Raw genomic sequence first — 14974 nt, 5'->3', positions numbered from 1 at the left:
GGAGGACACACAATGGCTAGAATGAAATTCCTCTGCGACGCTGAACGCTGTATCGAATGCAACGCCTGCGTCACGGCGTGCAAGAACGAGAACGAAGTCCCTTGGGGCGTCAACCGGCGTCGTGTCGTCACCATCAATGACGGCAAGCCGGGGGAACGGTCGATATCGGTTGCCTGCATGCACTGCTCGGATGCGCCGTGCATGGCGGTCTGCCCCGTCGACTGCTTCTACCAGACGGCAGATGGCATCGTCCTGCACGACAAGGACCTGTGCATCGGCTGTGGCTATTGCTTCTATGCGTGCCCGTTCGGTGCGCCGCAATATCCGCAGGCTTCCAACTTCGGCTCACGCGGCAAGATGGACAAGTGCACCTTCTGCGCCGGTGGCCCGGAAGAAGATATGTCCGCCGCCGAGTTCCAGAAGTACGGGCGTAACCGGATTGCCGAGGGCAAGTTGCCACTTTGCGCCGAGATGTGCTCGACCAAGGCACTGCTCGCCGGTGACGGCGACACGGTATCGCAGATCTACCGCGAGCGTATCGTTGCCCGCGGCTTCGGCGCCGGCGCCTGGGGCTGGGGTACGGCCTACGAGCAGAAGAGTGGCGGTTGACCGACATGTGTTGATCTCAGTCGGATTGGCAGGCGGGCAGATGTCCGCCTGCCAATTTTCGCTAGACCTGTCAGAACACCGGGAGTTCATCGATGAATAGTCTGAAGACCCGCTTCGCGCCCACGCAGCCGCTCATGGCCGTGCTCGCCTTTGCCCTTGTCGCCCTTGTCGGATTGTATCTGCCGCTTCAGGCTCACGCCCAGAGTTCGGTTCGGCCACCGGAAAATGCGACGACCAGCATTGCACCGCCCGGCCCCCCCATGCAGGGCGGCGTTCAGAGCACCCAGTCGGATGCGGAAATCTGGCACGATATTCGGCTTGGAGAGACTGGTCGTTCGGCGACACCGAACGCTGCCGGCGGGCAGATGATCCAGTCGCAGGGTGAAGACTGGCGGCTTTATCGTGAGGGTCCGACCCATGACTATTTGGGCTATGCGATGCTTGCCACGCTGGTCCTGCTGGCGCTGTTCATGGCCATACGCGGACGCATCAAGGTTGAACACGGCCTGTCCGGCGTCAAGATCAAGCGCTTCTCCACCCTGGAGCGGATGAGCCACTGGCTGATGGCGCTGTCATTCATCACCTTGGGCATCAGCGGCCTCAACGTCACCTTCGGGCGTTCGCTGATCCTGCCATTGGTCGGCAAGGATTTCTTCGGCCCGATGTCGGGCTTTCTCAAGGCCACTCACAATTACACTGCTTTCGCTTTCATGCTCGGCCTGGCCATGGCCTTCGTGCTGTGGGTCGTGCACAACATTCCCGACCGCACCGACCTGAACTGGCTGGCAAAAGGCGGCGGGCTGTTGAGCAAATCGAGCCATCCGCCGGCAAAGAAATTCAACGCCGGCCAGAAGGTCATCTTTTGGGGCGTGATGCTGCTTGGCTTGTCCTTGTCGGTCTCCGGCTGGGCTTTGCTGTTTCCGTTCGAACACAGCCTGTTTTCGGATACGTTTGCGCTTTTCAGTGCGATCGGCGTCGATATCCCGCATCTTCTCGGTCTGCCAGCGGCGCCCTACAGCGCCATTCAGGAGCAGCAGCTCAACAGCGCATGGCATGGCATCATCGCCGTTGTGATGATCTGTCTGATCTTTGCCCATATCTATATCGGTACCATTGGTATGCAGGGTGCCTTTGACGCCATGGGCTCGGGCGAGGTTGATCTGAACTGGGCCAAGGAACACCATTCGATTTGGGTTGACGAGGTCATGGCTGAAGAGACACAAAAAGCTGACGCGGCGGTTGCCGCGCCGGCCGAATGATGATGGGAAGGAACCTGATATGAAAGCATTTCTTCTCAGCATCGCGGTCTTGCTGCTGGTCGTGGTTGTCGCCATGTTCGGGCTCAAACCGCTTCTGGAGACGCCGTCGGACCAGGCCTATTCGACCGGAAATGTTCGCCTGAATTGATACAGGCACGGATAATGAAAGTGACACAATGAGCGACGAAGCCTTTAACCTGTCGATGCGGAAATTTCTCAAGCAAGTCGGCGTAACCTCACAGCAGCAGATCGAAGCACTGGTACGCTCGGGCGCGACAGGTACCGGCCCCTTGAAACTCAAGGCCGTATTGACAGCGGAAGGCACCGACCTGGAGCATGTTGTCACCGGCGAAATCGAGTTGCCCTGATCGCCGACATGTTGCCCACCCCCGAATTTCCGCCGCTGCTGAGCGGCTATGCGGTGCCGGCCTCAGATGACCCGATGCAGATTGCCTTTGAAGGTGCCAGGGATGGCCGCTTCAGTGCAGGCGATTTGTGCTGGTCGATGGCTGAAACCCATGCCTTTGCGGCGATCGTTCTGGAGCCCGAATGTTCGTTGGCCAAAGCCTTGCAGATGGCACCACTGATGATGGTGGCCATTGGTGATGCGCTGGGCGCAATCGGTCCGCCGAATCTTGCCCTTATGTACCGCTGGCCTTTGACATTGCTGGTCAATGGCGGCGAAGTTGGTGAAGTGTTTTTGCGCGGACCGGAAGGCGCCGGGCTTGAGGAAATCCCTTCCTTCATCGTCTTGGGCTTCTCCGTGGCGATGAGCTTGCCGGCCGAGGTGCTTGATGCGCCGGGTCTTGCGCGCAACACAACCGCGCTGTTCGAGGAAGGCTGTGGCGATCTCGACCGGACACAGGTGATCGAGGCGATTGCACGCCATTTCCTGTCCTGGGTTGATACCTGGGAGCATGACGGCTTTGCCGCTGCCCATCCCGATTTTCTCGGCCGTATGCAACCTGCGGACACGCTATCACTGCGCATCGGAGACGTGACCCATGAAGGCCGGATGATCGGCATAGATGAAGATGGCGGTATGCTGCTTGAGGGCGCCGACGGCGCCAAAGGCATATCATTGGAACAGGGACTAGGGATGGCCGGGTGACGCAGACAAAGGACAGGATGCAAGGCATGATCTGGAAATCCGCCGGCCAGCATCTGACACACAGGCTCGACAATGGCTGGCTTGCTGTCAGTGATGATTTTCTGCGGGCCTATTACACCCGTCCCGAAATTCATCCTGTCGAGGAAAGCTGTGCTGTCGAGCACGCACTGTTCGAGCGATTGATGCTGGATCCCTTTGCACCGATCAGCGCTGAGGACCTTGCTGCCATTGCCGACCCCGATGCTGCGGCAAATTATGCGCTGGTGCTGCGGTTCCGTGACCATCTGGTTGCCAAGGGATCGATCGAAGCGGCTTATGCATCCTTGTTTGCGCCCGGCGCGCCGGTTATTCCGCCGGTTTTCATCAGCCAGATGGTTCACCTGATCATGGGCAACATCCTGATGGGCGAACGCGATGCGACGGTGGCGCGCGCTGCGGAATTGTTTTTCCGCGAGCAGACCGCGACGACGTCGGAGGAGCGAATGATGCTGGCCGATGCCGAGGTGGTCGAAACTCGCGCCCAGAAAACCGCTCTGCTGGCCCTGTCCGGGCCCGCCGGCACAGAAGTCGCCCTCGATATTCTCGACGCAGACAATGCGGACGAGTATTGGGCCCGCGCCGACCATTTTGACCTGGCGCTGGATTTCCGCTTCTCCGAGCCGGGGCAGGACGCCTTCGCCCGGCTGATCGAGCGCTGGATCAAGCATTTTCTCGATTTGCGCGTCCGGGTGCAACCGCTGCAGTCGGTGAAGAACGAGCGCTGGTCCTGGCATGTCGGGCTGGATGCCGAATCCAACCGCATCCTCAACGCGCTCTACCAAGGCGAATATCTGCCCGAAGACGGCCAAGGCAGCATTGCCGCGCTGTTCCGGATGGAATTTCTGGATTATGATCGGGTCGTCGACAAAATGCGCCGCAAGCCGGCCTTTCTCGGGCTGGCCATCGATGCGCATGACCGCATCCGGATGAAACCGCAGAACCTGTTGATCAACCTGCCTCTGAAGCCGGCGCTTCAGTAGCCGGCTCTAGTTGGTTGTGATCGCCGTGATTTTGCCAACTCCGCTGTCACCTGCAGAATCATAGTCGATGGTGACATTATCGCCAGCCCTGAGCCCTTCGGGAACAAGGTCACCTGCGGGTGTCAGGTCCCACACTGTCTTGTCATCCAGAATGAGGACATGATCGACCCGATCATAGGCAACAACGACACCACTTGTCGAATCAGCCAAGGCAGGGCTTGCCAGCATTGACCCGAGAATTACGGCTGCAGAAAATGGGCGCATGACGTCCTCCAGACGGCTTGAAGAATGCTGAATGTGCGCTCGTCCCGTCATTCCTGCAAGGGGGTGGAATGCGATATATATTTGAGCCTTCCGCCCCCTTTTCCTGCAGCGTTTTCCTACTCCTTGGAGAGGAAATCATCGACCGTCAAACCCTGACGGCCAGCCTCGAGATAGTCTTCGGTCGTACGTGTCCGGCGCTGATGCGCAATGGCAAAAGGATCGGCCCCATCACGCGACAGCGCCTCAAGCCGACAGCCCTCGCACATGTGGATCAGGGCTCGGCGTTCGTCGCTGTCAAACATCCAGTTGCCCTCCAGGCGCCGTTCCACGGCGCGGAGCATTCCGCCCGCAGCAAAGGCCTTTCCGCACGAGGTGCAGCAAGCCGGTTCATCCGCATGCAGTGTCACCGGTTGCATGACGCTGGCGGCGAGATTGTAGCGCGGCTCCAGTGTGATCGCTGTTTCCGGGCAGGTTGCTTCGCAAATTCCGCATTGCACGCAGGCCGATTCGACAAAGCGCAATTCCGGCGTGTCCGGTGTATCGCGCAGAGCATCGGCCGGGCAGCACGACACGCAGGCCATGCACAGAGTGCAGGCGGCGGTGTCCACATGAACGGTTCCGTAGGGCGCATTGGCTGCCAGCGGCACGATGGTCGATGCGGGCTTGCCGGCATCCGCTAGAACCAGCAGCGCTGCACGCGCCACTTCCCGCTTGCCGCCTAGCGGAACCGGTGCTGCGCGGGAAATTTCCGGCAGGTCGGGCAGCGTATAGAGCGCGGTTTCAACCTGATCAGGATCGGCTTCGAGAAGCGTCACGATACGTCCAGCTTTTTGACCGAAGCCTGAAAGCAGCGCCTCGGTCAGCGCGCCTTCTTCGCCAACTGCACCGAATTCCTCGGTTTTGTGGGGATCGCCGAGCACGACAATCTGGCGAAAACCGGCTGCCAGCGCCGCGCTCATCAGGTCGTGGCCGACGCCGCTCGTTGCATGCATTTCCAGCGGGATGACCCGTGCTGGCAACCCGCGGCCAAACCGCGCCATCGCCCCGATCAGCGGTGTGCCGTGGCTAGCGTCATGCAGCAGCAGCACCGGCGCCTTGCCGCCGGCGGCAAGATAAGTGCGGGCAAGAGTCTGAACCCGCGATATCTGGTCGGTTCGCCGCGGATAGGCATAGGCGACGGCCCCGGTCGGGCAATGGGCGGCGCAATTTCCGCAGCCACCACAGATGCCGGAATCAACGACAATCACATCGCCGTCACCGGTGATCGCGCCGGCCGGACATTGATCGATACATTTGGTGCAGCCGGTCTTGCGCGAGCGCTCATGGGCGCAGATCGAGGCGTCATAGGTGACATAGAGCGGTTTTTCAAAACTGCCGGAATAATCGGCTGCCTCGAGCACCGCCTCCAGCACCGCCACCGGATTGCCGGGGTCTGCGCGGAAATAGCCATCGCGGCCATGCGCCCGAGTGAACAGCGAGGTGTCGCTGGACATGTCGAAAATGACGCTGCAGGTGGTTTTTGCGCCGTCGCGTGGCATGGCAAATTCCGGGCGCGCCCGCGACGACGGCAGCATCGCCGCATAGCCGTCGACAACCAGCTCGAAAGCGCCCAGCGAACCGGCTGCTGCAGCCACACGGCCGGCAAAAACCGGAAACTGCAATTCCGACGGCAACACCAGATCATCGTTCCGGGTCAGAAGCAGCGTCACCGACAATGTCCGGTTGAGGCGCTGGGCCGTATCAAACGCCGCCTGGCCGCTGCCGATCACCAGGCAAAGCCCGTCACTTTCAATCGCCCTCAGGCGCGCCGGCGTGACCGGCAGTTTTGCTGCCGCCAGCAGCGCTGCCATTTTCGGCGCGGTCGATGCGGTGTCGGCGGTCCATCCCGCCATCTCGCGAATATTGACAAAGGAAACCGCCCCATGCCCCGATTCCGCGGCAATCTCTTCAAACAGCGGACGTTCCTGGGTGCAGGAAATGCAGATCGGGCTGTCGGTTGCCAATGCAGCCTCGAGCACATTGATTTCGCTGCGGCACAGGTGATGATGCGCCGAGACATTTGCATGGCTGCCACCCAGTTTTTCCGGGTTCAACACCATGGTTTTCTCGCAGTCGCATACAAAAAGCCGGGTTGCATCTAAAACCATTGGATCACCCTTGTTGTTTCCCCAAACACCTTATACTTTCAACGACAAGAGACAACCGTGATTGCCTCAACACCGTGGAGGGACTGACCGGCGTGTCGCGGGAATTGACCATAATGCTCGGGGTGATTGCGGAAAAGCGGCAATCGGTTTCGCGGTGGGCCAAGGACTACTGGATGCCCGTTGGCGTGATGCTGGCGCCGGCGGAGCTTAATCCGGGCGATATTCTGGTCAGCGACGACCGCATGACCCGCTATTATATGGGTCGGGTCGATCTCACCTGCTATGCCGCCGACACCGAGGCCTATGTCGAAAACTTCAACAGCGGCACCCCGGCGCTCTATGTGGTGCTGCGGCGTGACAGCGAAAACCTGCATCCGCTTGACTGGTATGTCCAGAGCGTCACGGCATCGCCGCACGCCGCGCAGGACTACGAAGTCGGCAGTGAAGACATTGTCGAGCGCTTGCCGATGCCGCCGGAGATTTCCGAGGCAATTCTCGAATTCCTGGATGCCTACCACGTTGAGACACCCTTCATAAAACGGCGGCGCGACAAGCTTGATCTCGAAGAGCAGAAATTCGGCAAGCATCCGATCTTCCTGCCCCGCAAGCGCTCAGATAATGGGGACCTCGATGGCTGAAGACAAAGACGGATTCCTGTCCCGATGGTCGAGGCGCAAGCAGGCGCATGAGGCAAATCCCGAGAGTGACCCGGATGCACCCGAGACACTTGATGCGACAGACGCCAAGGTTCTGCTGGCGGAAGAGCTTGAAGCTGAAGAAGCGCAGCTGCTTATCGAAACCGAGGAAGCGGAAGCCAATCGTCTCGTGGCCGAAGCTGTGGATCTGGACGAGATCGAATCCGGTTTTGATTTTTCGATCTTTCTCAAGCGTGGCGTGCCGGGCCAGTTGCGCAAGAAGGCCTTGCAAAAATTCTTCAATTCCAATCCGGTCCTGGCCAATCTCGACGGGTTGAATGACTATGACGAGGATTACAACAACCCGTTGCACATGGTCTACAAATCTTCATGGGACGTGACCCGCGGGTTTCTCACTGAAGCCGAGAAGCTGTTGCAGCAGGCCACGGGGCGGCTGACAGAGGATGAACCGCTTGATGAGATGCCGGAAGAGCTGGCCGAAGACGATGCGGAACTGACGGACGACACGGCGGAGCTGGATGATGATGCCCCGGAATTGACTGCCGAAGAGCCGGCAGAAGACAGCGACATGCCGGATGACGATCAGCCTGGCTCGACGGATGAAACCGAGATGGTCAGCAATGAGCCAGATGTGGATGACACACCGGATCAGGAACTGCCGCAACAAAAGCGCGTCTCGATCCGCCAGCGGATGAACGGGTGAGGCCCGTGTCAGACCGAGGGATCAGCCAGATGATTGCGCAGCATCTCTGTATAGGCAGCGGCCATTTCGGTGACGAAAGCCTCGTGATCGTCGACGTCCATCACATTCTTGGCGACAAAGGCATTGTAGCGTGCCGCGCCATAGAGGAACGCCATGTGGATGTCGGTGGCGAGAAGCTTGGAATTGGCCGAATTGGCAACTCGGATGAACCGGTCGGCCAGTCTGACAAACTTCTCCGTCTCGGAGCTTTTGTCGGTGCGTGCCGTGCCGTTTTCGGTGCCGTTCATGCCGGGATCTCCTCGTTACTCGATATCTGTCGACGCACAGTCACCGAAACCATGACGAACACTGCGGCAACCGGGATGCACTATCGACTATGGGGTTTGCTGTGACAATCGCCACTGCCCAGATTCTGGATCAGCTCAAACGGGTCAAGGGGCCCGAGCTGAGCGGCAATATTGTCGATCTCGGCCTGGTGTCCGGAATTGTCATCGAGGGCGGCCAGCTCAGCTTCTCCATCACCGTGCCGGCCAGGCTTGCCACTCAACTCGAACCATTGCGCGCCGCGGCCGAAAAGGCCGCTCTGGCGTCGCCTGGCGTTGCCGGAGCGCAAGTGACGCTCAAGGTGGACCATACTGAAGAACAAGCGAGCCCGCCGCCGCAGCCGGTCCGGTCCGCACCATCGGTTTCCCAGTCCGAGGCCATCCCTCCGCCGATGCAGAAACGCGCTCCGCCACAGGCTCCAGCGCCGGGAGCCAAGGCGCCGGTTCCCGGAATCGGCGCCATCATCGCGGTCGCCTCGGGCAAGGGCGGTGTCGGAAAATCCACGACTTCGGTCAACATTGCGCTGGCGCTTCAGGCCAGCGGGCTGCGGGTTGGAATACTCGATGCCGATATCTACGGGCCTTCAATGCCGCGCCTGCTTGGCCTGTCCGGGCGGACGCAGAGCGGCGAAAACCGCACTCTGATCCCGTTCGAGGCTTTCGGGCTCAAGGTGATGTCGATGGGCTTTATCGTCGATGAGGACACGGCCACGGCGTGGCGCGGGCCGATGGTGATGCAGGCGTTGACGCAAATGCTGCGCGAGGTTGCCTGGGGTGAGCTCGACGTGCTGATCGTCGACATGCCGCCGGGCACCGGTGACGCGCAACTAACTCTGGCCCAGAATGCTCCGCTGGCTGGCGCCGTGATTGTGTCGACGCCGCAGGATCTGGCGCTGATCGATGCCCGCAAGGGGCTGAAGATGTTCCGCAAGGTCGATGTACCGATCCTCGGCATTGTCGAAAACATGAGTTATTTCCAGTGCCCCGATTGTGGTGGCCAGCAGGCTGTCTTCGGCCATGGCGGAGCCCGTGCAGAAGCCGAGCGCATCGGCGTTCCGTTTCTGGGTGAGGTGCCTTTGGTCATGGCGATCCGCGCAACATCGGACGGCGGTACGCCGATCGTGGTTTCGGATCCCGAAAGCGAACAGGCGCGCATCTACAAGGACATTGCCAGCGGGATGTGGGCCCGGCTGACCGAGGAACGCATGTTGGCGGGAGGTCAGGAATAGGCCATGCAGGATTTTGCGGGTGCATTCGGGCTGGCTTTCCGGTTGATCGCGTCGGGCGATGCGGATCTGTTCGAAATTGTCGGGCTTTCGATGCGCGTCAGCCTGACAGCGTTGCTGCTCTCCTGCCTTGTCGGTTTTCCGATCGGGGCTCTGCTGGTGGTCCGCAAGTTCTTCGGCCGCGGCATCGTCATTGCGCTGGTCAATTCGATGATGGGCTTTCCGCCTGTGGTGATCGGATTGCTGGTCTATCTGGCTCTGTCACGGGCCGGGCCGATGGGCTCGTTCGGGCTGCTCTACAGTCCGACCGCGATGATCATTGCCCAGACGCTGTTGATCGCGCCGATTGTCGCGGCCTTGTCGCGGCAAGTGCTGGAAGCGTTGCAGGCCGAATATGACGAGCAATTTCGCTCGCTCGGGATCTCGCGGGGACGCGCTGTGCTGGCACTGATCGTCGATGGCCGCTACGGCCTTGTCACAGTCGCGCTGGCCGGTTTTGGCCGCGCGGTGGCCGAGGTCGGCGCGGTGATGATCGTTGGCGGCAATATTGACCACCTGACCCGGGTGATGACCACGGCGATTGCCCTTGAAACCTCCAAGGGCGACCTTGGCATGGCGCTGGCGCTGGGGATCATCCTGATGAGCATCGCCATTTCGGTCAATCTTGGCGCGGGGGCGCTGCGGGCGATGGCGGAAAGGCAGGCCTATGCCTGATGTTGTTCCGGTGACCCTGCCAACATCGCCTATTGAAGGGGCACAGACAACGCGTGACCGGATCTTGCCGGGTGCGCTCAGGGTCGACGGGCTGTCGCTCAAGATGGCCGGAAAATTGCTCGTCAATATCGAAAAGCTCACCCTCGATCCGCGATCAGTCACCGTCATCATGGGACCCAACGGAGCCGGAAAAAGCCTGCTGCTGCGTCTGGTGCACGGGTTGATTGCGCCGACGCAGGGCTGGATCAGCTGGGGCGAGGTCGCCTGCGGTGAAGCAACCCGGTCAACCCAGGCGATGGTGTTTCAGAAGCCGGTGCTGCTGCGCCGCTCGGTGGCTTCCAATATTGACTTTGTGCTGCGTCTGCGTGCCGGAACATCTGCTCAGCGCCGCGCGCGCTGCGATGAGTTGCTGACCCGCGTTGGCCTGTCCGGTCAGGCGGGACAGCCGGCGCGGCTTCTCTCAGGTGGCGAGCAGCAACGGCTGGCACTGGCGCGCGCGCTGGCGACGCGGCCAAAGGTGCTACTGCTTGACGAGGCAACAGCGAGCCTTGATCCGGCATCGGTTCAGATGATCGAGCAGATCGTGCTGGCAAGCAACACTGATGAGACAAAGGTGATTTTCGTCACCCATGATATCGGCCAGGCGCGTCGCCTGGCTGATGACGTCGCGTTTCTGCATCACGGAGAACTGGTCGAACATCGGCCTGCAGAAGCGTTTTTTGCGCAGCCTTCATCCGAAGCTGCCAAGGCCTATTTATCGGGCCGGATAGTTCTTTGACGAAAAAATTGAAACACTGAGGAGAAACAAGATGACAACAAGAACCACCCTGTTCGGAGCCGCATTGCTCTCCGTTCTGGCGACGGCGGCTTCTGCCGAAGATCCGTCAATCCTGGTTCAGTCGACGACATCGACACAGAATTCCGGTTTTTATGACTACATCCTGCCGATCTACAAGGAAGAGACCGGCGTCACCGTCAATGTGGTGGCTGTGGGAACCGGACAGGCAATCAAGAACGCGCAGAACTGCGACGCCGACGTGCTTCTGGTTCACGCCAAATCGGCGGAAGAGAAATTCGTCGCCGACGGGTTCGGTGTGGCGCGCTCCGATCTGATGTACAATGATTTCGTCATTGTCGGCTCGTCGGCGGATCCGGCGGCGATTGCCGGCGGCAATGATGCGGTTTCAGCCTTCAAGACCATTGCCGAAAAGCAGGCACTATTTGCCTCACGCGGCGATGATTCCGGCACCAACAAGGCTGAACTCAAGCTTTGGAACCAGGCTGGCGTCGATATCACATCGGTTTCGGGCGACTGGTATCGCGCCACCGGGTCCGGCATGGGCGCAACCCTGAATGCGAGTGTCGGCATGGGCGCCTATACGATGTCTGACCGGGCAACCTGGATCAGCTTCGGCAACAAGGGTGATTACCAGATCGTGGTCGAAGGCGACCCGGTGCTGTTCAATCAATATGGCATCATTCTGGTCAATCCGGACAAATGCCCGAGCGTCAAGGCCGAACTGGGCCAGCAGTTCATCGACTGGATGATTTCGCCGCATGGTCAGGAATTGATTGCCGGCAACACGCTGGACGGAAAGCAGTTGTTCTTCCCCAACGCCAAACCCTGATCAGCTGTCAATTCCGAACTCTGAAAAGGGCAGGAATGACACCAACTCGCCCCGGGCCACTGAGGTCACGCTTTCGGTGATCTCGATCAGGCCCGTGGCCTGACGCAGGCCGGATATCAGGCCAGAGCCGTCGCGTGTGAATTTATGCGCGACGGGTCGCCCGTCCGCGCCCGGTTCAAGCCAGCCGCGCCAGAATTCGCGGCGGCCGGGTTTCTTGGTCGGCACATCGAAGCCGGCTGCCACAGGGAAGCGCACCGGTTCGCGGTAGCTGCCACCACCGAGCACGGTCAGCGCCGGGCGGACATAGAGCAGGAAACAGACAAAGGCCGCGACCGGATTGCCTGGCAGGCCGAGAAAGACGCAATCGCCGATTTGTCCAAAGCTCATCGGCCGCCCCGGCTTGACCGCGATCTGCCAGAGATGGCGGATGCCCAAAGTATCGATGGCATTGATAATGTGGTCCTCGTCGCCGCGCGAGGCGCCGCCGCTGGTCAGGATCACATCATGGGTCTTGGCGGTTTTTGCCAGCGTCGCCTCGATTAGCGCCGCGTCATCGGGCAGGATGCCGAGATCGGTGATCTCGCAGGACATGGTGTCAAGCAGCGCATGCAGCATCGAACGGTTGGAATCATAAACCTGCCCCTGGGCGATCTCTGCGCCGGGCTCCAGTAATTCATCGCCATTTGACAGGATCGCCACCCGGATGGGGGCCCGCACCTTGATCCGCGGCAGGCCGAACGAGGCGAGTGCTGCCATGTCCTGCGGCCGGAGCCGCGACGTGCTTTGCAGCACGGCGCTTCCTGCTGCCACATCTTCGCCGGCACGGCGGGCATTGGCGCCGCGCTTGAGCGTCAGCGGAACAGTCACCTGATCGCCGTCGACGGTGCAGTCTTCCTGCATGGCCACCGTATCGGCGCCCTTCGGCATGGCTGCTCCGGTAAAGATGCGCGCGGCCTGGCCCGGTTCAAGCCGGTGGCTGGCCAGGTCGCCTGCAGCTATGCGGGTGACCACCGGCATCGGGCCAGTGACGGGGGCGGCAAAGGCGTAGCCGTCGACGGCGGAATTGTCATGCAAGGGCACATTGCGCGGTGCGATGATATCGGACGCAAGCCAGCGTCCCGAGGTCTTGACCAGCGGCAGTTCCTCGACGCCTGTTACCGCCGACAGCCGTCCGGTGAGGATCGCCAGACATTCCTCATGGCTGAGCCTATCCTTGTCGGTGAGAAAGCAGTCGTTCAATAGCTTGCGTGAGGTCATGCGGCAGTCTCTCCCAATCCGGTCTTGAGCGCGATCATATCGGCGATACCAGCAATGTCGTCCAGCGCGAAGACGGGAATTGTTGCACCGGTGACCGGATGATCGGCAGCGATGGCGCAAATGTTCGCGTCGGCATTGGAGAGCGGTTCCCGTTCCGATGTGGCAAGCCGGCGCGCCTCGATTTTCGGATGGCCCTCGCGCTTGTAGCCTTCGATTAGCACGAGGTCACAGGGCGACAGCTTGGCCAGCACGTCCTTGAGCGACGGCTCGTCGGCATCGCCAAGTTCATGCATGATCGCCCAGCGGCGGCCCGAAACAATCGCCACCTCTCCAGCGCCTGCCAGACGATGGCGATAACTGTCGGTGCCTTGATGATCCACATCGAACAGGTGATGCGCATGCTTGACCGTGGCAACCCGATAGCCGCGGCGGGTGAATTCCTCCACCAGCAGGCAGGTCAGCGTTGTCTTGCCTGAGTCCTTCCATCCGGTGATGCCGAAAACGGGCGGTGTCATGCAGCGGTTCCGGCGAGATAGCGTTCCGCCTCGGCTAGTTCGTCGGGTGTGTTGGCGTTGAAAAACGGATCGGGCGCATCATCTCCAGCCGCCTCGAAATCGCAAAAGGTGAAATCATGCCGGTGCACCCAGGCCAGTACCTTCATGGTGTCGCTGGTGGCCAGCCACTCAGCCAGATCCTCACGCAACGCCACAGGCCAGAGACCGAAAACCGGATGCCGGTTGCCTTCTGAACGGGCAATGACGATGCGCTCCGGACCGGACAGAACGGCAAAGCGCCGGACCAAATCGAGCGGCAGAAACGGCGTGTCGGTCGCGGCACTGACAAGGTGGGTGACGCCCGGTAGCGTGGACGCCCATTCGAGCCCGGTCAGCACGCCGGCAAGCGGACCGGCATGGCCGCCTATGGTGTCGGGCAACACCGGCAGTCCGAATTGCAGATAAGGTTCAGGGTCGGCATTGGCATTGATCGCCAGCGTTTCGACCTGGGGCGCGATCCGGTCTATGACCCTCGAGATCATGGTTTGTCCGCCGAGCAGTTGCAGGCCCTTTTCTCCGCCGCCCATCCGCCGCGATAGGCCGCCTGCCAGTACCAGTCCCGCGATTGAGCCGCTCATGACGCGTCCTCCGAAGCGCCCTTGCGGCGATGCCGCGGCGCTTCACGGGCTGCCTCGGTGGGGTCGCCATCAAATTCGATCCGTTCCAGTCCGGCGAGCGCCAGGAACCTTTTGCCACGGGCACGCCCGATCAGCGTCAATCCGGCCTTGTGGGCAAGCTCGACGCCCCAGGCGGTGAAGCCCGAGCGGGATACCAGAATTGGAATGCCCATCATCACGGTCTTGATCACCATTTCCGAGGTCAGCCGCCCGGTGGTGTAGAAAATCTTGTCGTCGGGTTTGACCTTGTTCATGAACATCCAGCCGGCGATCTTGTCGACCGCATTGTGCCGGCCGACATCCTCCATATAGACCATCGGCACATCGCCCTGGCACAACACGCAGCCATGGATGGCGCCGGCTTCCAGATAGAGGCTCGGGGCGGTGTTGATCTTGTGGGTTAGCGTATAGAGCCACGAGGTCTTCAGCCGCGCCTCCGGTGCCAGATGAATGTCGGAGAAATTCTCCATCACATCGCCGAACACGGTTCCCTGTGCGCAGCCGGAAGTTCGCACCTTCTTCTGCAGCTTGGTCTCGTAATCGGTCTCGCGCTCGGTGCGCACCACCACCACTTCGAGATCATCATCATAATCGATTGCGGTGATCTTATCGTCGGCATGCAGCATGTTCTGGTTCAACAGATAGCCGACAGCCATCAGGTCCGGATGATCTCCGATCGTCATCATGGTGACGATTTCCTGACGATTGAGATAGAGCGTCAGCGCCTTTTCGGTGACCACCCTCGTGGTCACCTTGGCGCCCAGATGGTCAACGCCGGTGACCTCGGCGGACAAACGCGGGTCGGAGGGGTCGGTCTTGAGCAGAAAGCCGTCGTCGGACGGCGAATTGTCTATCGTCACTGGGGCAACTTTCACTTCGAGCACATC

At 60.5% G+C, this 14974-nt stretch carries 19 protein-coding genes; 12 read left to right on the top strand and 7 right to left on the bottom strand.

Annotated features, from left to right (window positions below; all coding sequences use genetic code 11):
• Positions 1 to 12 precede the first annotated feature (12 nt).
• The 6 genes from fdh3B to IMCC20628_RS16325 all read left to right on the top strand — a co-directional run bounded on the left by fdh3B (position 13) and on the right by IMCC20628_RS16325 (position 3998).
• Positions 13 to 609: a formate dehydrogenase FDH3 subunit beta gene (gene fdh3B, locus IMCC20628_RS16345; RefSeq protein WP_047031100.1), complete on the top strand. Its 597-nt coding sequence runs from the start codon at positions 13 to 15 to the stop codon at positions 607 to 609.
• A 92-nt stretch (positions 610 to 701) separates the two neighbouring features.
• A complete protein-coding gene (locus IMCC20628_RS16340; protein ID WP_245307801.1) occupies positions 702 to 1868 on the top strand; it encodes a formate dehydrogenase subunit gamma in 1167 nt (388 codons plus the stop codon).
• Between the two features lie 19 nt (positions 1869 to 1887).
• Positions 1888 to 2016: a hypothetical protein gene (locus IMCC20628_RS25825; RefSeq protein WP_280949420.1), complete on the top strand. Its 129-nt coding sequence runs from the start codon at positions 1888 to 1890 to the stop codon at positions 2014 to 2016.
• Between the two features lie 28 nt (positions 2017 to 2044).
• Positions 2045 to 2236 carry a DUF6494 family protein gene (locus IMCC20628_RS16335; protein WP_047031099.1) on the top strand — a complete coding sequence of 64 codons (192 nt, stop codon included), beginning with the start codon at positions 2045 to 2047 and terminating at the stop codon, positions 2234 to 2236.
• 8 nt (positions 2237 to 2244) lie between these two features.
• Positions 2245 to 2979, top strand: a complete 735-nt coding sequence (locus tag IMCC20628_RS16330; protein ID WP_047031098.1) for a biotin/lipoate--protein ligase family protein — start codon at positions 2245 to 2247, stop codon at positions 2977 to 2979.
• Between the two features lie 26 nt (positions 2980 to 3005).
• Positions 3006 to 3998, top strand: a complete 993-nt coding sequence (locus IMCC20628_RS16325; protein WP_245307800.1) for a DUF6352 family protein — start codon at positions 3006 to 3008, stop codon at positions 3996 to 3998.
• Between the two features lie 6 nt (positions 3999 to 4004).
• Here IMCC20628_RS16325 and IMCC20628_RS16320 read toward each other — a convergent pair whose 3' ends face one another.
• Entirely contained in the window at positions 4005 to 4262 is a 258-nt protein-coding gene (locus IMCC20628_RS16320) for a hypothetical protein (protein WP_047031097.1), read from the bottom strand.
• 116 nt (positions 4263 to 4378) lie between these two features.
• Positions 4379 to 6409, bottom strand: a complete 2031-nt coding sequence (locus IMCC20628_RS16315; RefSeq protein WP_047031096.1) for a 4Fe-4S dicluster domain-containing protein — start codon at positions 6407 to 6409, stop codon at positions 4379 to 4381.
• A gap of 92 nt (positions 6410 to 6501) precedes the next feature.
• Between IMCC20628_RS16315 and IMCC20628_RS16310 the strand changes: the two genes are divergently transcribed.
• A complete protein-coding gene (locus IMCC20628_RS16310) occupies positions 6502 to 7047 on the top strand; it encodes a DUF3305 domain-containing protein (RefSeq protein WP_245307799.1) in 546 nt (181 codons plus the stop codon).
• Positions 7040 to 7768, top strand: coding sequence for a DUF3306 domain-containing protein (locus tag IMCC20628_RS16305; protein ID WP_197078322.1), 729 nt, complete (start codon positions 7040 to 7042; stop codon positions 7766 to 7768). The genes IMCC20628_RS16310 and IMCC20628_RS16305 overlap by 8 nt, the downstream gene beginning before the upstream one ends.
• An 8-nt stretch (positions 7769 to 7776) precedes the next feature.
• On the opposite strand, the gene IMCC20628_RS16300 is transcribed toward IMCC20628_RS16305, so the two are convergent.
• Entirely contained in the window at positions 7777 to 8055 is a 279-nt protein-coding gene (locus IMCC20628_RS16300) for a DUF3144 domain-containing protein (RefSeq protein ID WP_047031093.1), read from the bottom strand.
• A gap of 89 nt (positions 8056 to 8144) precedes the next feature.
• On the opposite strand from IMCC20628_RS16300, the gene IMCC20628_RS16295 reads away from it, so the two are divergent.
• From IMCC20628_RS16295 to IMCC20628_RS16280, 4 genes are read left to right on the top strand one after another with little or no spacing between them, the layout of a single operon-like run.
• Entirely contained in the window at positions 8145 to 9320 is a 1176-nt protein-coding gene (locus IMCC20628_RS16295) for an Mrp/NBP35 family ATP-binding protein (RefSeq protein ID WP_047031092.1), read from the top strand.
• Positions 9321 to 9323: 3 nt separating this feature from the next.
• Entirely contained in the window at positions 9324 to 10031 is a 708-nt protein-coding gene (locus IMCC20628_RS16290) for an ABC transporter permease (RefSeq protein WP_047031091.1), read from the top strand.
• Positions 10024 to 10809 (top strand): ATP-binding cassette domain-containing protein, encoded by a 786-nt coding sequence (locus IMCC20628_RS16285; protein ID WP_082128179.1) that lies wholly within the window; start codon positions 10024 to 10026, stop codon positions 10807 to 10809. Before IMCC20628_RS16290 ends, IMCC20628_RS16285 begins: the two co-directional genes overlap by 8 nt.
• 31 nt (positions 10810 to 10840) lie before the next feature.
• Positions 10841 to 11659: a substrate-binding domain-containing protein gene (locus IMCC20628_RS16280; RefSeq protein ID WP_047031090.1), complete on the top strand. Its 819-nt coding sequence runs from the start codon at positions 10841 to 10843 to the stop codon at positions 11657 to 11659.
• Here IMCC20628_RS16280 and glp read toward each other — a convergent pair whose 3' ends face one another.
• Genes glp through fdhD form a run of 4 tightly spaced genes read right to left on the bottom strand, consistent with a single transcriptional unit; the run spans position 11660 to position 14947 of the window.
• Complete coding sequence (gene glp, locus IMCC20628_RS16275) at positions 11660 to 12916, bottom strand: gephyrin-like molybdotransferase Glp (RefSeq protein ID WP_047031089.1); 1257 nt, start codon at positions 12914 to 12916, stop codon at positions 11660 to 11662.
• Entirely contained in the window at positions 12913 to 13431 is a 519-nt protein-coding gene (gene mobB, locus IMCC20628_RS16270; protein ID WP_047031088.1) for a molybdopterin-guanine dinucleotide biosynthesis protein B, read from the bottom strand. The genes glp and mobB overlap by 4 nt, the downstream gene beginning before the upstream one ends.
• Positions 13428 to 14048: a molybdenum cofactor guanylyltransferase MobA gene (gene mobA, locus IMCC20628_RS16265; RefSeq protein ID WP_047031087.1), complete on the bottom strand. Its 621-nt coding sequence runs from the start codon at positions 14046 to 14048 to the stop codon at positions 13428 to 13430. The genes mobB and mobA overlap by 4 nt, the downstream gene beginning before the upstream one ends.
• Complete coding sequence (gene fdhD / locus IMCC20628_RS16260; RefSeq protein ID WP_245307798.1) at positions 14045 to 14947, bottom strand: formate dehydrogenase accessory sulfurtransferase FdhD; 903 nt, start codon at positions 14945 to 14947, stop codon at positions 14045 to 14047. Before fdhD ends, mobA begins: the two co-directional genes overlap by 4 nt.
• Positions 14948 to 14974 lie beyond the last annotated feature (27 nt).

This window comes from Hoeflea sp. IMCC20628 (genome assembly GCF_001011155.1).
GTDB lineage: Bacteria > Pseudomonadota > Alphaproteobacteria > Rhizobiales > Rhizobiaceae > Hoeflea.
This window is presented reverse-complemented; position numbering and strand designations above follow the sequence as displayed.